At 39.8% G+C, this 16,446-nt stretch carries 14 protein-coding genes and 1 pseudogene; 5 read left to right on the top strand and 10 right to left on the bottom strand.

What is annotated here, in order from left to right:
* Positions 1-214: 214 nt before the first annotated feature.
* The 5 genes and pseudogenes from qoxA to MUN88_RS11670 all read left to right on the top strand — a co-directional run bounded on the left by qoxA (position 215) and on the right by MUN88_RS11670 (position 5,466).
* The gene (qoxA, locus tag MUN88_RS11690) at positions 215-1,219 is read left to right on the top strand and encodes a cytochrome aa3 quinol oxidase subunit II (protein ID WP_244715206.1); all 1,005 of its coding nucleotides are present in this window, start codon (positions 215-217) and stop codon (positions 1,217-1,219) included.
* A gap of 20 nt (positions 1,220-1,239) precedes the next feature.
* The gene (gene qoxB, locus MUN88_RS11685) at positions 1,240-3,186 is read left to right on the top strand and encodes a cytochrome aa3 quinol oxidase subunit I (protein ID WP_244715204.1); all 1,947 of its coding nucleotides are present in this window, start codon (positions 1,240-1,242) and stop codon (positions 3,184-3,186) included.
* Entirely contained in the window at positions 3,183-3,776 is a 594-nt protein-coding gene (qoxC, locus tag MUN88_RS11680) for a cytochrome aa3 quinol oxidase subunit III (RefSeq protein WP_244715203.1), read from the top strand. The genes qoxB and qoxC overlap by 4 nt, the downstream gene beginning before the upstream one ends.
* A 1-nt stretch (position 3,777) precedes the next feature.
* Positions 3,778-4,086 carry a cytochrome aa3 quinol oxidase subunit IV gene (gene qoxD / locus MUN88_RS11675; protein ID WP_244715201.1) on the top strand — a complete coding sequence of 103 codons (309 nt, stop codon included), beginning with the start codon at positions 3,778-3,780 and terminating at the stop codon, positions 4,084-4,086.
* 226 nt (positions 4,087-4,312) lie between these two features.
* A pseudogene (locus tag MUN88_RS11670) lies at positions 4,313-5,466 on the top strand (transposase).
* Positions 5,467-6,212: 746 nt separating this feature from the next.
* On the opposite strand, the gene MUN88_RS11665 reads toward MUN88_RS11670, so the two are convergent.
* From MUN88_RS11665 to MUN88_RS11615, 10 genes are all read right to left on the bottom strand, one after another.
* Positions 6,213-6,647, bottom strand: a complete 435-nt coding sequence (locus MUN88_RS11665) for a hypothetical protein (protein WP_440136859.1) — start codon at positions 6,645-6,647, stop codon at positions 6,213-6,215.
* Positions 6,648-6,829: 182 nt separating this feature from the next.
* The gene (locus MUN88_RS11660) at positions 6,830-8,245 is read right to left on the bottom strand and encodes a SpoVR family protein (RefSeq protein WP_244715197.1); all 1,416 of its coding nucleotides are present in this window, start codon (positions 8,243-8,245) and stop codon (positions 6,830-6,832) included.
* Positions 8,246-8,322: 77 nt separating this feature from the next.
* Entirely contained in the window at positions 8,323-9,618 is a 1,296-nt protein-coding gene (locus MUN88_RS21725) for a globin-coupled sensor protein (protein ID WP_305852464.1), read from the bottom strand.
* A gap of 107 nt (positions 9,619-9,725) precedes the next feature.
* Positions 9,726-10,097 (bottom strand): rhodanese-like domain-containing protein, encoded by a 372-nt coding sequence (locus MUN88_RS11645; protein ID WP_244715195.1) that lies wholly within the window; start codon positions 10,095-10,097, stop codon positions 9,726-9,728.
* A gap of 126 nt (positions 10,098-10,223) precedes the next feature.
* The gene (locus tag MUN88_RS11640) at positions 10,224-11,597 is read right to left on the bottom strand and encodes a dipeptidase (RefSeq protein WP_244715193.1); all 1,374 of its coding nucleotides are present in this window, start codon (positions 11,595-11,597) and stop codon (positions 10,224-10,226) included.
* Positions 11,598-12,297: 700 nt separating this feature from the next.
* Entirely contained in the window at positions 12,298-12,462 is a 165-nt protein-coding gene (locus MUN88_RS11635) for a hypothetical protein (protein WP_244715191.1), read from the bottom strand.
* 33 nt (positions 12,463-12,495) lie between these two features.
* Positions 12,496-13,629, bottom strand: a complete 1,134-nt coding sequence (locus MUN88_RS11630) for a bifunctional cystathionine gamma-lyase/homocysteine desulfhydrase (protein ID WP_244715189.1) — start codon at positions 13,627-13,629, stop codon at positions 12,496-12,498.
* A 12-nt stretch (positions 13,630-13,641) separates the two neighbouring features.
* Positions 13,642-14,565: a PLP-dependent cysteine synthase family protein gene (locus tag MUN88_RS11625; protein WP_244715187.1), complete on the bottom strand. Its 924-nt coding sequence runs from the start codon at positions 14,563-14,565 to the stop codon at positions 13,642-13,644.
* A gap of 16 nt (positions 14,566-14,581) precedes the next feature.
* The gene (locus MUN88_RS11620; protein WP_244715185.1) at positions 14,582-15,049 is read right to left on the bottom strand and encodes an S-ribosylhomocysteine lyase; all 468 of its coding nucleotides are present in this window, start codon (positions 15,047-15,049) and stop codon (positions 14,582-14,584) included.
* Positions 15,050-15,063: 14 nt separating this feature from the next.
* Positions 15,064-15,702, bottom strand: coding sequence for a class I SAM-dependent DNA methyltransferase (locus MUN88_RS11615; protein WP_244715183.1), 639 nt, complete (start codon positions 15,700-15,702; stop codon positions 15,064-15,066).
* Positions 15,703-16,446: the final 744 nt, after the last annotated feature.

Raw genomic sequence — 16,446 nt, 5'->3', positions numbered from 1 at the left:
CAAACATGTTATATTCCTTATCTAAAATAGTATAGAAAAAAACAACATTAGTAAAATAGATTGTGTTATTTTGAACAATTTATGACAAAATCAATATCATCATAATTTCATCATATTTAGCTGTCAAACTAGTATATAGTTGTGGTCTGAACTTCAGACAAAAGGGGATAGAACTAATAGAAACAATAGTAACATTTGAGAGAGGAGAAACACCATGAAGGCAATGAAGAAGCTCGCGTATATCTTTACTTTATTGTTAATTCCTGTATTACTGGCAGGTTGTGATTCAAAGCTTATTGTCTTTGATCCGAAAGGGCCTGTAGCGCGTAATTTATCTGATTTGATCGTGTACTCGATCATATTCATGGTCATTATTGTATTAATTGTTTTTGTGTTATTCGGATTTATTATCTGGAAATACAGAGCAAGAAAAGATGACGGTGATTTTGAACCGGAAGAAGAGGAAGGAAATCATGTACTGGAAGTTATCTGGTTTCTAATTCCTATTGCCATCGTAATTGCCTTGATGATTCCTACAGCCAAGACAATTTATGAAGTAGAAGATATCCCGCAAGGTTATGAGGAAGAGGAGCCACTCGTGATCCATGTCACATCTGCTGACTGGAAGTGGATTTTCAGTTATCCGGAGCAAGGAATTGAAACAGTAAACTATCTCAATATTCCAGCTAATCACCCGGTACAATTTAAAATGACTTCTGCAGGTACGATGCAGTCGTTCTGGGTCCCAGAATTAGGTGGCCAGAAGTATACGATGGCAAACATGCAGACAAATCTGTTCCTTGTAGCAGATCAGGAAGGGTCATTCTACGGTAGAAACACTAGTTTTAATGGTAGAGGTTATGCACACATGGACTTTGAAGTCCAAGCAATGTCTAATGATGACTTCAATGAATGGGTGCAGGATGTGAAGAATACAGCCAATGATTTAACAGAAGACGAATATAGTGAATTATTAAAGCCTACTGTCATTGGACGTAAAACATATAACGGTACACACTTGGAATGGATCGACCATGCGCACGGCGGTTCAGAGCAATACATCGATTCTGACTTGTATGAGATCCATCACGGAGAAGAAGGCAGCTCCAGTGAAGAGGAAGAAGCAGAAGATGCAGAACAAGAAACGAATGATAATGCAGAGCAAGAGTCAGAACAATCCACTGATTCTTCCACACACGAGGGTCATTCACATCATTAAATTATAAGGCGGTGAAAAGCATGTCTTTAGATAAACTTTTGGTAACAGGTGATCCACTGATCCTGTTCTCTCAAATCGCCATTGGTTTGACAATGGTAGGTCTTGTTGCGTTAATTACGTACTTAAAGAGATGGAAATGGTTATGGAACGAATGGTTCACTACTGTTGATCATAAAAAAATAGGGATTATGTATATTATCTCAGGTGTCTTGATGTTCTTTAGAGGTGGCGTTGATGGTCTCCTTATGAAAGCTCAAACATCTAGACCTGATATGGAATTTTTGGATGCACAGCATTACGATGAAATCTTTACAACACACGGTGTCATCATGATTCTATTTATGGCCATGCCTATGCTTATCGGGATTATGAACGTTGTCGTGCCGTTACAAATCGGGGCACGTGACGTAGCATTTCCGAAGTTAAATGCATTAAGTTTCTGGTTATTCTTTGCAGGTGCAATGTTATTTAACTTATCTTTCGTTGTTGGTGGCTCACCAGATGCAGGTTGGACTTCTTACTTCCCGTTAGCGGGTAAAGAGTTCACTCCAGGTGTCGGGAACAACTATTATGCGATTGCCTTGCAGATTGCAGGTATAGGTACGTTAGCTACAGGGATTAACTTTGTAGTAACCATTACTAAAATGCGTGCGCCAGGATTGAAATGGATGAGGTTGCCGATCTTTACATGGACGACATTCATCACTTCTATTATCATTGTGGCAGCATTTCCAATTTTAACAGTTGCATTAGCATATATGTCATTGGATCGTCTATTCGGTACCCACTTCTTTACCGTTGCTGCTGGCGGGGATCCGATGTTATGGCTGAACTTATTCTGGTTATGGGGACACCCTGAAGTTTATATTGTTGTCCTGCCAGCGTTCGGTATGTTCTCTGAAGTTATTGCGACGTTTGCACGAAAAAATCTGTTTGGTTATAAATCCATGGTATTCGCCGTTGTTGGTATTGCCTTCTTAAGTATGCTTGTATGGGTACACCACTTCTATACGATGGGGAACAGTGCAGCCGTTAACTCGATCTTCTCGTTAACAACGATGATGATCGCCATTCCGACCGGGGTGAAAATATTTAACTGGCTGTTTACGTTACGAAAAGGTCGAATCGAGTTTTCTACATCGATGTTATGGGCCTTAGCGTTTATTCCGTGTTTTACAATTGGTGGGGTAACAGGGGTTATGCTTGCAATGGCAGCAGCCGACTACCAGTACCATAATACGATGTTCCTTGTGGCACACTTCCACTATGTATTAATTCCAGGTGTTGTATTTGCGGTATTCGCTGCAGTATACTACTGGTGGCCAAAAATGTTTGGTTTCAAATTGAATGAAAAAATCGGTAAATGGCATTTCTGGTTATTCGTGATCGGATTTAATTTCACATTTATGCCGATGTTCTTTGTAGGGTTAGATGGAATGTCTCGCCGTATGTACACGTATTCTGAAAGTACAGGATGGGGTGCATGGCTAGGTTTTTCTGCACTAGGTTCACTCGTAATGGCAGCAGGTTTTGCAGCATTTTGTTACAACATATACTGGAGCTTCCGTTACGCAGATCGTAACGTAGGAAGTGACCCTTGGAACGCACGTACGTTAGAGTGGGCAACAGCTTCGCCTGTACAACACTATAACTTTGCGAAAGTACCAGAAGTAGATAGTTTAGATGATTTCTGGTATAAGAAAAAAGCTGGAAAACTTGGCTTGAAAAAATCAGATATTAAACCGATTCATATGCCGAGCAATAGCTGGACGCCGATTTTCATCAGTGTGGCATTCGGAATTGTAGGATTCTTCCTCGTATTTGAATGGTTTACACTAGCGATTATTTCATCCGTCTTAATCATCATTGGTTTAATTGCGAACACGTTTGATTATGATGACGGATATCATATACCTGCAGAAGAAGTAGAAGAAGAAGAACGAGAGTGGAGAGGTGAGTTAGAATGACACAAGCAAATACGCCATTAGAATATCGCTCACAGCAACATCAAATGAATATTTTCGGATTCTGGGTATTTTTAGGTGCTGAAATTGTGCTATTCTCCACATTGTTTGCTTCTTACTTTGTGTTAGAACACAATACAGCTGGAGGTCCATCAGGTCAAGACATCTTTATCTTAAAAGATGTCTTGATTGAAACCTTCTTATTATTGACAAGTAGTTTCACTGCTGGTCTTGCTATTCACTCGATGAGAAATATGCAAAAGCGAAACCTGATAATTTGGACGATTGTGACCCTATTACTAGGTGCAGGCTTTTTATATATGGAGATTAACGAATTTATCCATTATGTACATGAAGGAGCAAGTATTCAAACAAGCGGGTTCACAGCAGCCTTCTTTACGTTACTTGGTACGCACGGTGCCCACGTTACATTTGGTATTGTGTGGATCAGTTTATTGTTAGTTCAAATTGTTCGACGTGGGATTACTGAAAAAACAGCTAGTAAATTCTTTATTTCCAGTTTATACTGGCACTTTTTAGATGTCGTTTGGATCTTTATCTTTACATTCGTCTATTTGAAAGGAATGATGTAAAATGAGCGCACATTCTAGTCGTTTTCCTTGGAATCACTTAATCGGCTTTATCCTTTCGATCGCATTAACGCTAGCTGCTGTGTTTTTTAGCTTATACACCGATTTCTCAAACGGCGTTAAACTTTGGTCGATTGCCATTATGGCGCTTTTCCAAATGATAGTCCAATTGTTTATGTTTATGCACATCACAGAAGGAAAAGAAGGTCCGATTAACGTTTTCAACATTATCAACAGTATTATTTTAGCTTTAATTATTGTGTTTGGATCGATTTGGGTACTAACTTCAGGTCACGCATCTCATATGCATTAATTAATCAAAAGGATTGCTTCCACTAGCGAAGCAATCCTTTTTTTAGTCAAGAAAGTATATAATTACAGTCGTAGAAGTAATCATGCTAAATTGGAAAGTGGGTTCTTATAATATGGCTCTATTATATATGTTGGGGTTTGAAAAAATTAAGCATAATAAAACACGCAAGCTCCTATATCCTTTACACTTGAATGGACTAGAAACAAACCAAAGGGATAGGAGATGCGTGTACATGCAGTTTAACATGAATTTACCAGGATTAGAAAGTGTTATTGTTACTAAGATGGAGGAGTTGGAGGGGGACTTTTACTTACATATAAAGTTGCCTGTTAAGAAACACCGTTGTCCTGCTTGTGGGGAAAGAACAAGCCACGTCCATGACTATAGAATACAAAAGGTACAACACTTAAAGCTCTTTGAACGAACATCTTATCTGTTTTATAGGAAGCGAAGATACGTTTGTACTTGTGGAAAGAGGTTTCCTGAGAAAAACCAAGTTGTAGGGCGATATCAAAGACATTCAAAGGAATGGAATCAAGCCCTAGGGCTTCGTGTTATCCAGGGGAAAAACTTTAAAGATACTGCTGGTCAGTTCAGAACTTCTCAAACAACAGCTATTCGTCGATTTGATCAACTAGCAGCTACTAGTTTAAAAGAAGTGGACACGTTACCACCAGTAATAGCTATCGATGAATATAAAGGGGATACAACAGAAGGTAAATACCAAGTAATCATCGCAAATGGAGAAACAGGTGTCCCGCTTGATATATTACCGAATCGCTCTGTACGTACGATTAAAAAGTACTTAGCCAAAAAAGGATCTCAAGTAAAGATGGTTGTCATGGATATGAGCTATAGCTTTAAGTCAGCAGTTCAAAAGAACGAGTGAGAAGACGTGTTCAAAAAGAATTCCATGATTACGACCGCAAAAAGTGCAAGCGTATGAAACACATTTTTTATAAACGATATGAAGAACTGAGTAGTAAGCAACACTGGTATTTAGACAGATATTTAGGCTTGTCGGAGGATTTACGACAGGCCTATGGTTTAAAGGAAGCATTCCGCTCCTGGTTTGAAGGAGCGAAAAAGGTTGGAACAAAAGAATTAGGTGAAGTAAAACAAGGACTGTATAACTATTACAAACAGGTAGAAAAAGCAGGACTAGATGAGTTCATCAAAGCCGCTGGTACACTCAAGAACTGGCAAGCAGAAGTTTTAAATAGTTTTGCCTTTGACTACAACACTGGATTTGTGGAGGGCCTAAATAACCAAACAAAGGTTATTAAACGTAATGCATTTGGCTTTAAACGATACGATCGATTAAGGTTACGTGTATTACTGCATCATCAATTTAAAAACCTAGATTTTCAAGTTGGTTAAGGGATAGGAGCAAAGATTCCTACCCCAACATTTGACGCAGAACCTATAATATGGATTATGTCAACTAGCGTTGAATTCATTTTGAAATGTTTAATGTGCTGGCATACCGCTCCGGCCAACCACTTCGCGTCCTGCGGGGCACGGCTGAAGCTAACTTTGTAAAGAAGACCGCTTTACAAAGTGGATCTTCAGCACCTGCACGTCCCGCGGGAGTCTACGTGGTTGGCCTACGCTTATGTATATCTCCACAATTAATGTGACAGGTAGAATTTGGAGCACTGTCTGCTTCATTTGATGATATACAATACCTAGCACGACTGCTTTTAGCTGTTCCATACGTTGTAGCACTTCACTTAAGTGTAGGAAATATGCGGAGACTCCTCATGCGTCAGCGCGAGCTGAAGATCCACTTAGTCTGTGCCTGTGTCTACAAGTATTGCTTCGAAGCGGGCTTCCTCGGCACAAGGCAGCAAAGAAGCAGTGCAAGTAGTAGCCTAGCTGAAGCCGTGACCCACAGGACGCGGAGCATATTTCCGGAGCTTTGCTAAGTAGATGAAATCTATCAAAATTACCACTCCGTCAGACAGTTTCACTTGACATAATCCATATTATAAGAAGCCAACTTATATTTGGCATGATTACTTCTATGACTGTACTTATATACTCCCTCTTCATTCATAAAAAAAACGAAGCCTACTCGATGCATGGCTTCGTTTTTTTTCTACGTTTGGCGTTCTGCAGATTCCTTATACACAGGTGAACGAGTTAATTCTGTCTAAATCAATACCAAAATAGACCCAATTAAATCCAGTCCAGCGATAACCTGATACAGACTGTCTCCCAATATAGGTTGGATAGAACCAGAAGGAGTTAAAGCGATTCAACCAAATATACGTATAACGATATAGACAGCCGCGAATCGAACCAGGGTCAACCGCATAAAGTTGCGGCCCATCACCTAATTGATTAGGTGGAGCTGGTACTTGTTGTGGTGGTGGACCTGGTGGCATTCCAGCTCCGCCCCCTGATCCTGGTGGTCCGAATGGTGGTGGACCTCCAGGACCGCCACCGGGACCGCCAGGACCACCTGGACCTGGCCCCCATGGATTCCATTGTCCTCCGCCTGAACCTGATCCTGGAAAGAACGGGAAGAAAAATACTTGCCGGTCCTGAGGATACATATTGCCATATTGATCATACATGTAATCATAATTATTCGGATAATATTGTTCCACAAAGATAACCTCCTGTCACTACACTATATGTACAAAAGGTGGAATTGGGTAATTTGTCCATGTTAAATTGGGCACTTGTCTATATTATAAAAACCAGGCAATATCATCACTGCCTGGTTTCATTCCTTTTACGATAAATATTTTTTTAATACCTTCACACCATTACAAGAAAATAAGCATTCCTTCTCTTCCATTATCGTTTCTATATGAACATCCCTTCCCCACAATTGATAAATATACGGAAGTGTTTTTTCCAAATAACGAACGTCCAGTTCCACTCCTTCAAAATGATGGCGGATATATAGCTCACCATTTCGTAAGTAATCACCATTAACTACTGTCAAATATGGAAAACCGCCATTCAATCTGCTTGAAATTAGTTGATCTCTGACATCTTCCCACTGTTTATCAACGATTTTGTATTGATGACCCTGCTTTTGAAAAAGATACATATCCTCGCGTTCCACTAAGTCTTTCGTTAAATAATTTCGCATAAATGAAATATCTGACTCTATTTCTCTTACTTCAAAGATTTTTTCACGGCCTGTGCCTGCTTCTACACCAAAGCGTTTCATTTCTTCAGTGGGATGATCATAACGCTCTTCGATGTCCTCAAACATCTTCACCCCTAGATAATATGGGTTTATTTGTGTGGTGGATGGCTGCACAACACTAGCATTTAATGAGGCGAATTCAACCGTTTCGTCACTCGACAAATCTAACTCCCGCATAATTCGCTGATGCCAGAATGTCGCCCATCCTTCATTCATAATCTTTGTTTCTAGTTGCGGCCAGAAGTAAAGCATTTCTTCTCGCATCATCGTTAAAATATCTCGTTGCCAATCATCCAGCTCACGACTGTGTTGTTCGATGAAAAGAAGGATATCTTTTTCCGGTTTCGGTGGAAAAGGTTTTTTCTTTCTCACCGAATGATCTGATTTTGATATAGGCCCATCTAATTCCCACAAGTCATCAAATTCGGATCGCCTTGCCTGTTTAGGTGTTTCATCATCATCATCTTTCTGCCAATCCAGGCGAGCCTTTAATAGTGTAGGATCAATATGTTCCTGTATCGCTAATACTGCATCCAGAAACTTTTCTACTTCTTTAATACCATATTGTTTCTCATATATTGCGACACGATCAGCAGTTGCGGCCATACTTTCTACCATATCTCGCTTCGTATTCTGGAAACGTACATTATTCTTAAAAAAATCACAATGCGCTAACACATGCGCGACAATCAATTTATTTTGAACCAGACTATTGGAGTGTAGCAAAAACGCATAGCATGGATTCGAGTTAATAACCAATTCATAAATTTTGCTTAAGCCAAGATCATATTGCAGTTTCATTCGATGAAATTGCTTACCGAAGCTCCAATGCGAAAACCTGGTCGGCATCCCATAAGCGCCAAATGTATATAAAATTTCAGGTGGACATATTTCATAGCGCATTGGATAAAAGTCGAGGCCAAATCCTTCGGCAATTTCGGTAATTTCCTGAATTGCTTTTTCTAGTTTTTTTCTTTCATCTACTTTCAAACGAAACACCTCCACTACACTATATGAGTTTGCAAATAAAAATAGGACACCCATTACGAAATTGGATGTCCTCTCTTTTACTTTTCTGTTGTCATTTCCATCAGTTCCTCAATAGTCACAGATATCTGGTCAAAGCTTTGATTGACGCTGTCCAATTGCTCTGCGAACTGCTCAATTTCCGTTTCGATTGTATTGTTATGCCCTTTTGCCTCGTGCATATTTTCCATTAATTCTTCAAAAAAACTTGAGATTTGTTTCATGTTATGACTACTATTAGTTACTGACAATTGCACCTCATCTACATAATTAGTTACTTTGGCAACCTGAGTATTGGTTTTCTCAATTAGTCCTGTCACATTACTGACAGATTGTTTCGTCTGCTCCGCAAGTTTCCGGACTTCATCAGCAACAACTGCAAATCCTTTCCCTTCCTCTCCTGCCCGAGCTGCCTCTATTGCTGCATTCAGTGCAAGGAGATTAGTCTGTTCCGCAATATCTGTCACCATGTTTACAATGGTTTCAATTTGATTAGAGATATCAGATAGACTTGTACTTTCGTTTTTAATTCCTTGCATTTTCTCTTCAATTCGACCGATTTGCCCCTCTTGAGATTGCAGGTCATTACGTCGGTCAATCGATGAACGCTCGACATGTTCTGATGTAATAGTCCCTTCCTGTGCGTATTTCAAAATCATCTCCACTTGCTGTGACAAGGATGCCGCAGATGATTTGGAGGATTGAAAAATTGCAGCAATGCGCTCGGATGTCTCATTAATCTTATCACGGATACGTTGTTTTTCTAATTCCTGCTGATCACGTACACTTTGTATTTTAGCTTGATAAGCGTGCAATACCAATTGCTGCTCTAAGCTGATTATTTTTCCTGTTGCTAATACTGCCTGATAGAATAATGTCTTTTCGGTGATCTTTCCTTGTAAAATCTCTAAAATCTTGTTCTGTAATCCTTGAAATGAGGCCAAATACCATTTCGGCTCTAAACCAATATGATAATGCACTTCAGCGATACGTACACGTTTCTCACAAAAAGACGAATCGATTCTTCCATTAAACATTTCCATAATATGCGGTTTTAAGGATTGTTGCAACTTTTTCACAGAACTGTTTGTTTCAATAATATCTATCAAAGAGTCTTCGCAGAATAAATTATGATAAAATTCATGGACAATCTCTTCTATATGATCATCTATCCATGGTTTCATAAGCTGTAATACTGCTAAATCAAATTCATGTAAACCTATGATTTGCATTTGTTTATCCATTTCAGTTCCAGCCTCTATATTGAATAGAACATTGGATTGATCTAATGCAGAATGTGTTGAAACCTTTTCTCGCCTCTTAAATAAAATCGCCATGATAAAGTACTCCTTTTATTGCTATTTTATTACATTTTATAGTACTTTTAGCATAAATAAAATAACCTACACAAAAGTCAGTACTTTTGTATAGGTTATTTGGATATTTATACCAAACCTGTTACCTTATCTTTACACTTGCAGGTGGTAAGCGTATATCCGACAATATGGAATCCTTTATTTTTAAGAAAGCGAATAGCTAAATTTTTTTCTAAATGGCTGGATGCCACGATGTAAATAGATCGTGATGGAATTTCGTGATAATACCTCTTTAAATAAGCGATGGGAATAACAAGCGCATCAGCAAACTTATCATTATCTGCTTCCTGATAGTCTCTGATATCTATGGTGATGGTTTGATCGTTTTGCTGCTTTTTCGGTTCCACACACGGCACTCCTGAAATCGGGACGTATCGTGTATAAATCATTCGTGCAATCATTAGCATAGCTGTGATGAGTGCCATCCAAAAGATCGACATGTTATAGCATCCTCCATTTTCCATGATGAAGCTCAGAATTGACATCTGTCTTATGTTGCTTCTATAAACGCCTATTAACAACAACTTATACCCGAACCGGTATAATGTCAACTTTTTAAATCATCATTATTGTTGATAATCTTTTACTTTTTGCCAATAATGAACTAAGGTGTTCATTCCTTTTTCAAAATGGGCAACCGGAAAGCTTTCATTTGGTGAATGCAGCCGATCGTCAGGTGTTCCAAAACCGAGCAAGACAACTGGTATTTGGTAGATAGCATCAATCCATTCTACAACTGGAATCGAACCACCCATTCTGACATACACCGCTTCTTTATCAAATGTTTCAGCAAAGCTTTCTGCGGCCTTTTCAATTAATACATGATCCGGATCAACTTTATATGCCTTGGCAGATAATGGTTCCCGTTTAATCGATAGTGTCACACCTTCCGGGACATGCTCCTCGAGATGTTTCACCAATAAATCTTGAATTTCCGTCGGATCCTGACCTGGCACTAAACGACATGTCAATTTAGCGGTAGAAGTAGATGGGATAATCGTTTTCGTCCCTTCCCCCTGATATCCACTATACAATCCATTGATTTCTAATGTTGGTCTTGCCATCGTATGTTCTTTTGCCGTGTAGCCTGCTTCTGATACAGTTTGTGTAATTCCGGTTGAAGCAGGATAATCTTCACCTGGCGCATCCTTAATTAACGTACGCTCTTCCTCTGATAACGGTTCTACTTTATCATAAAAATGAGCCACTTGCACAACTTCTTGCTCATCTTTCATCGTTGCCAACAACTGAGCCATTGCCATTGCCGGGTTTTTCACTGCCCCACCATAGAGGCCTGAATGTAAATCATTATCTGGTCCTTTTAAGGTGAATTCTAATCCAGTAAATCCTTTTAATCCGTACAAGATGGTAGGCTGATCGTTTGCTACCATCCCAGAGTCAGAGATCACAGCAAAATCTGCTGCAAATTTTTCTTTTTGCTGGTGAAGGATTTCGTACAGATTGGCACTGCCGATTTCTTCTTCCCCTTCAATACAAACTTTAACGTTGAGCGGCAAGGAGCCGTTTGTTTTCATGAATGCTTTTAATACGACAAGATGCATAAACACTTGCCCCTTGTCATCGCTTGCTCCTCTTGCATACATACGTCCGTTCCTTATCTCTGCCTGGAAGGGATCACTTTCCCACAGATCCAGTGGGTCCGGTGGTTGTACATCGTAATGTCCGTAGAAGAGAACTGTCGGTGCATCTGGCCCCGCCTCCATCCACTCTGCATAAACAAGTGGATGTCCTTCAGTTTGCTGCACTTCTACTTTATCAAAGCCTGCTTCTTTCATATAATCTGCGACAAATTCTGCCGCATTTTTTACATCGTTTTTATGTGAGGAATCTGTGCTAACACTAGGAATATGTAAAAATTTCTTCAATTCTTCTAGATGTGTTTCTTTATGTTTTTCCAAATATGCTAATACTTCTTTCATATCATCCCATTCCTTTCCATGGTTTCCCATTGATAGTTTAACATAAAAAGTGTAATTCATTCATTATAAAAGTTTTTATCATAGATGAAGGTGGAACATAACTAAAGCTTGTAAGCTAAATAAAAAAACAAATTAGTTTTAACTCTTTATAACCCATAACCAAACTATTCAAAGTTGATGAAACCTTCCAAGCGAGGCTTCCTCCCATCCTGCTGTTTGTTGACTCGCTACGGCAAGATACTGCGCTTTCCGTGGGCACGGCTTCAGCTATTGAAAGTGTTCTGATTAAAGATAGAGGGATGCACTAAACATCTTTTCGTTAACTTCTATATTTTTTCTTTTTCATAAAGCAAACTTGGCTTATCAGCACGTCGAATTACTGCTGTGATAAAATTTTATATGTTCCTATCATACAAAAACAGAATGGGACATAAAGATAAATTAGCTTGTAATACCGAGCAATATTAAGATTTAATATATTTTTTAACATGCCGCGAAGTGCTCACAATTCACTGAGACTTCATGGAATTCTGATGTTGGCCAGGGCAAATAGAGGGTGGATTGTTCCAGGGGGATTACTCTTTCGGACAATATGTGCTCGAAATGATGCCGATTTGTCCGATTGAACCACTCTTTCAACCAATATGCGCTTGAATTAAGGGTGAATTGTCTGATTGAATCGTTCGTCGTCCAAAAGCTTTTATGAAACAGAAACAAAAGGACTTGCCAATCTGCCATGATCAAAACCTTTTTTGTAGCGAAAGGTGTTCGTATCAAAGCCTTGCCATATTGAAATATAGTAAATAAAAAAACGAACGGAGATGATGTTATGTAAATACATCGGATTTCTCGTTCGTTTTTTCATAAGCTAGTACTTTTTGTCCCAGCCTCTTTGCGTTTAGTCTAAGCCTTTTGCTAAGTCTTCGATTAGATCATCTACATCTTCAATTCCAACTGAGATACGGATAAGTCCATCTGTGATACCTAGTTCTTCTCGGCGTTCTTTCGGAATCGATGCGTGTGTCATGCGGGCTGGGATAGAAATGAGACTTTCTACAGCTCCTAAGCTTTCTGCTAATGTGAAATATTCGACTTTGCTTAAGACTTGATCTGCTTTTTCTCCACTACCTGCGTCAAAAGCGATCATACCGCCAAATCCTTCTGCCTGCTTCTGCGTCGTTTCATGACCAGGATGCTTCAGTAAGCCTGGGTAATAAACTTTCGTCACGTTTGGATGTGCATCTAAATACGCTGCAATCTTATTCGCATTTTTTTCAATGGCTTCCATTCGCAGGCCTAACGTCTTAATTCCGCGCATTAATAACCAGCTATCCTGTGGTCCTAATACAGCGCCAACAGAATTTTGAATGAAATGAATCTCTTCTGCTAACGATTCGTCATTTACTACGACAAGACCAGACACAACATCACTATGACCACCAATATATTTGGTTGCACTGTGCAAGACGATGTCTGCTCCAGCATCAAGTGGTGTCTGGAGATATGGTGTTGCGAACGTATTATCAACGACTAACAATAAATTATGCTTATCCGCTATTTCCCTCATTTTCTTTAGGTCGGTAACTTTTAGCAATGGATTTGTCGGTGTTTCGATATATAATATTTTTGTATTTGGCTGAATAGCTGCTTCTACAGCATCTGCATCACTCGTATCAACGAATGTATGACCTAATTCGATTCGATCTAATACTTTAGTTGTTAAACGATAGGTACCACCGTATACATCATCCGTTAAGATAACATGGTCACCTGATTTTAACAGCATCATCACGGAAGTAATGGCAGCCATTCCAGAGGCGAATGCAAATCCTGTCTTCCCATTCTCCAATTCAGCAATCACTGTTTCCAATGCATGGCGAGTTGGATTGCCTGTTCTGGAATATTCATATCCTGTATGTTTACCTGCTTCTGGCTGACGGTACGTACTAACTTGATAAATCGGTACTGAAACTGCTCCAGTTTTCTCATCACCGGTGATACCGCCATGTACCATTTTTGTTTTGCGTTTCATCTGGTTACCTCCCTAATCATCAAACGTATAAATATCTTTACTTAAATAGCGTTCACTGCTGTCCGGAAAAATTGTCACGATATTACTGCCCGGCTTTGCCTTTTCTGCTTCTTTTAATGCAGCCACCATTGCGGCACCTGAAGAACTGCCAACAAGTAGCCCTTCTTTCCTTGCTAGTTGCTTCACCATATCAAATACAGCATCATCCTTGACTGTATAGATTTCGTCAAATAATTGCCGATCCATATAATCCGGCAAGAACTCCATACCTATACCTTCTGTACGATGTGAGCCTGCCTGACCACCAGCAATGACAGAGCCTTCTGGTTCCACGATGACCGTTTTCGTATCTGGATTCTGATCTTTGAAATAACGAGCAGCACCCATAAAGGTACCACCAGTTCCAGCACCAGCGACAAACACAGACATGTTACCATCTAAATCTTTTTCAATCTCCGGAGCAATTGTTTTATAATACGTATCCGGATTCGCCTGATTTTCAAATTGTTGTGCTGCATAGCTGCCTGGAATCTCTGCCAGCAGTTCTTTCGTCCGCTCTATTGCACCACGCATCCCAGCAGATTTCGGAGTATGAACGATTTCCGCTCCTAACGCACGCATTAGTAATAGTTTCTCATGACTGAAGTGCTCCGGCACAACAAAAATGACACGAAATCCTTGATTTACAGCTGCAATCGCAATGCCAATCCCAGTATTACCTGCCGTTGGTTCAATAATAGTACCACCTGGTTTTAATTCACCTGAAGCAATCGCAGTTTGAATTAAATTGATTCCGAGGCGATCTTTAATACTGCCACCCGGATTGAAATATTCTAATTTCGCAAAAAGTCGTACACCGTCCGGGAGCGAGAAATGACTCAATTCCATCAACGGTGTACCACCAACTAGCTCTTGTACATTTTTATAAAGTGCCAATGGTATCTCCCTCTTCTTATTCAGCAAAAACGATATGCCATTCGTCTTTACCTGCTAACATATTTCTTGCGATGTCTTTCGCACCTTCTAAGCTGTGGTTAGCCGCCCAACCACATTGCACTTCATTACATGCGGGAACTTCTGTTGCGTTTGTTACATCTTCCAAAGTCTTTTCTAATGCTTCTGTTATATCGTCAAAGCTGTCATTGTTGATAACCGCTAAATAAAAGCCAGTCTGGCATCCCATTGGTCCGATATCTAAAACATAGTCCAGGTGATTACGGATGTTTTCTGCCATTAGATGTTCAATAGAGTGTAATCCAGCCATGTCCATATGATCTTTATTCGGCTGACAGAAGCGGATATCATATTTGTACACTTTGTCACCATTTTGCCCTGTTGTTACACCTACTAAGCGGACATAAGGTGCTTTTACCTTTGTATGATCTAAGTTAAAGCTTTCTACATTCATTTTTTTAGTCATGAGAACCACTCCTCTTATTGTTTTTCTGCTACGAAAATCCAAACGAATTTATTTCGCTGCATTGCTTCAAAATGAAAACCACTTTCCGTGAATAACTGTCGTAATTCTTCCAGATGTGGATAATATTCTCGATTTAAATCTTCCAGCAAGTCATGGTAGCCTTTTTCCTCTGCTTCCTGTTTGATCTGTTGTTCTGCTGGTTCACTCTCATAAACCGTATCAGCAAAAACTACCTTACCACCTTCCTCTAACAACGAAAAGAAATTAGCTATTGCTTCCTGCTTCTCCTCTTTTGTTAAATGATGAAAGGCATACGTACTAACGATGGAATGAATTGGTTCGTCTACAGTTGGGAAGGATAGAAAATCTCCTTCCTGCAAGGGCAGGTCTGGTAATTTTTCCTTTGCCAGCTTGCGCATTGGTTCGGATGGTTCTATTCCGATCACGTGCTGACCTTTTTCGATAATCTTTTCTGTTAAATTCCCTGTACCGACACCAAATTCCAACACTGACCCTTCTGCCAACTGGGCTACCTCACCTAATATTGTATCATATCGTTCGAACACATCTCTATATTGAGGATCGTGCCCAGTAACGGCTTCATCGTAGGACGAAGCCCATTCTTCAAACACGTCCAGAAATTCTCTCCCCATACACTCATTCCTCCATATATGTTAATTCATACTATTTTAATCTGTTTTATCGGAAATTGACACTAATATAGCATAAAAACCGCATTCTTTCAAAAAAATGAACTGCCATTTCCGACTCCAAATTCAGGTAAAATTATCAGAACCAAGCAAATCTTTCAGTGCTATTTATATTATATAGATCCTTTCCCATAATACGGATTATGTCAACTAGCTAAGTAGTAATTTTGAAATGACTCAAGTGCTGGGATGCTCCGGCCAACCACTTCGCGTCCTGCGGGGCACGGCTGAAGCTAGGCTACTACACGAATTACTTCTTTGCTGCCCTGCACCGAGGAAGCTTACTTCGAAGCGATACTAGTAGACACCGGTGCAGACTTTGTGGTTCTGCAGCACCTGCACGTCCCGCGGGAGTCTACGTGGTTGGCCTACGCTAAGGTATGAATTCTACAACTGATGTAATAATTAGTTTTGAGCGCTACCCATCAATGGTATATTTGATTTTGATCAGCATAATGATTAGCACCATTGCTTTTAACTGGTACAAACGTTGTAGCACTTCCTTAAGCGTAGGAAATATGCGGAGACTCAGTCGTGTCCGAAAATCACGCAGGAAAGCGATCTTTGCTCATCACGAGGAAGTTGAGGCCGACGCAACAGGACGCGGAGTATATTTCCGGAGCTTTGCTATGCACCTACCATATGTCAAAATGGCCTTTTTGCAAAAACTTACTTTACATAATCCGT

The organism is Gracilibacillus caseinilyticus (genome assembly GCF_022919115.1).
In the GTDB taxonomy this organism is placed as follows: domain Bacteria; phylum Bacillota; class Bacilli; order Bacillales; family Amphibacillaceae; genus Gracilibacillus; species Gracilibacillus caseinilyticus.
The sequence above is the reverse complement of the archived record's forward strand: the minus strand, read 5'-3'. Positions and strand labels throughout refer to the sequence as shown.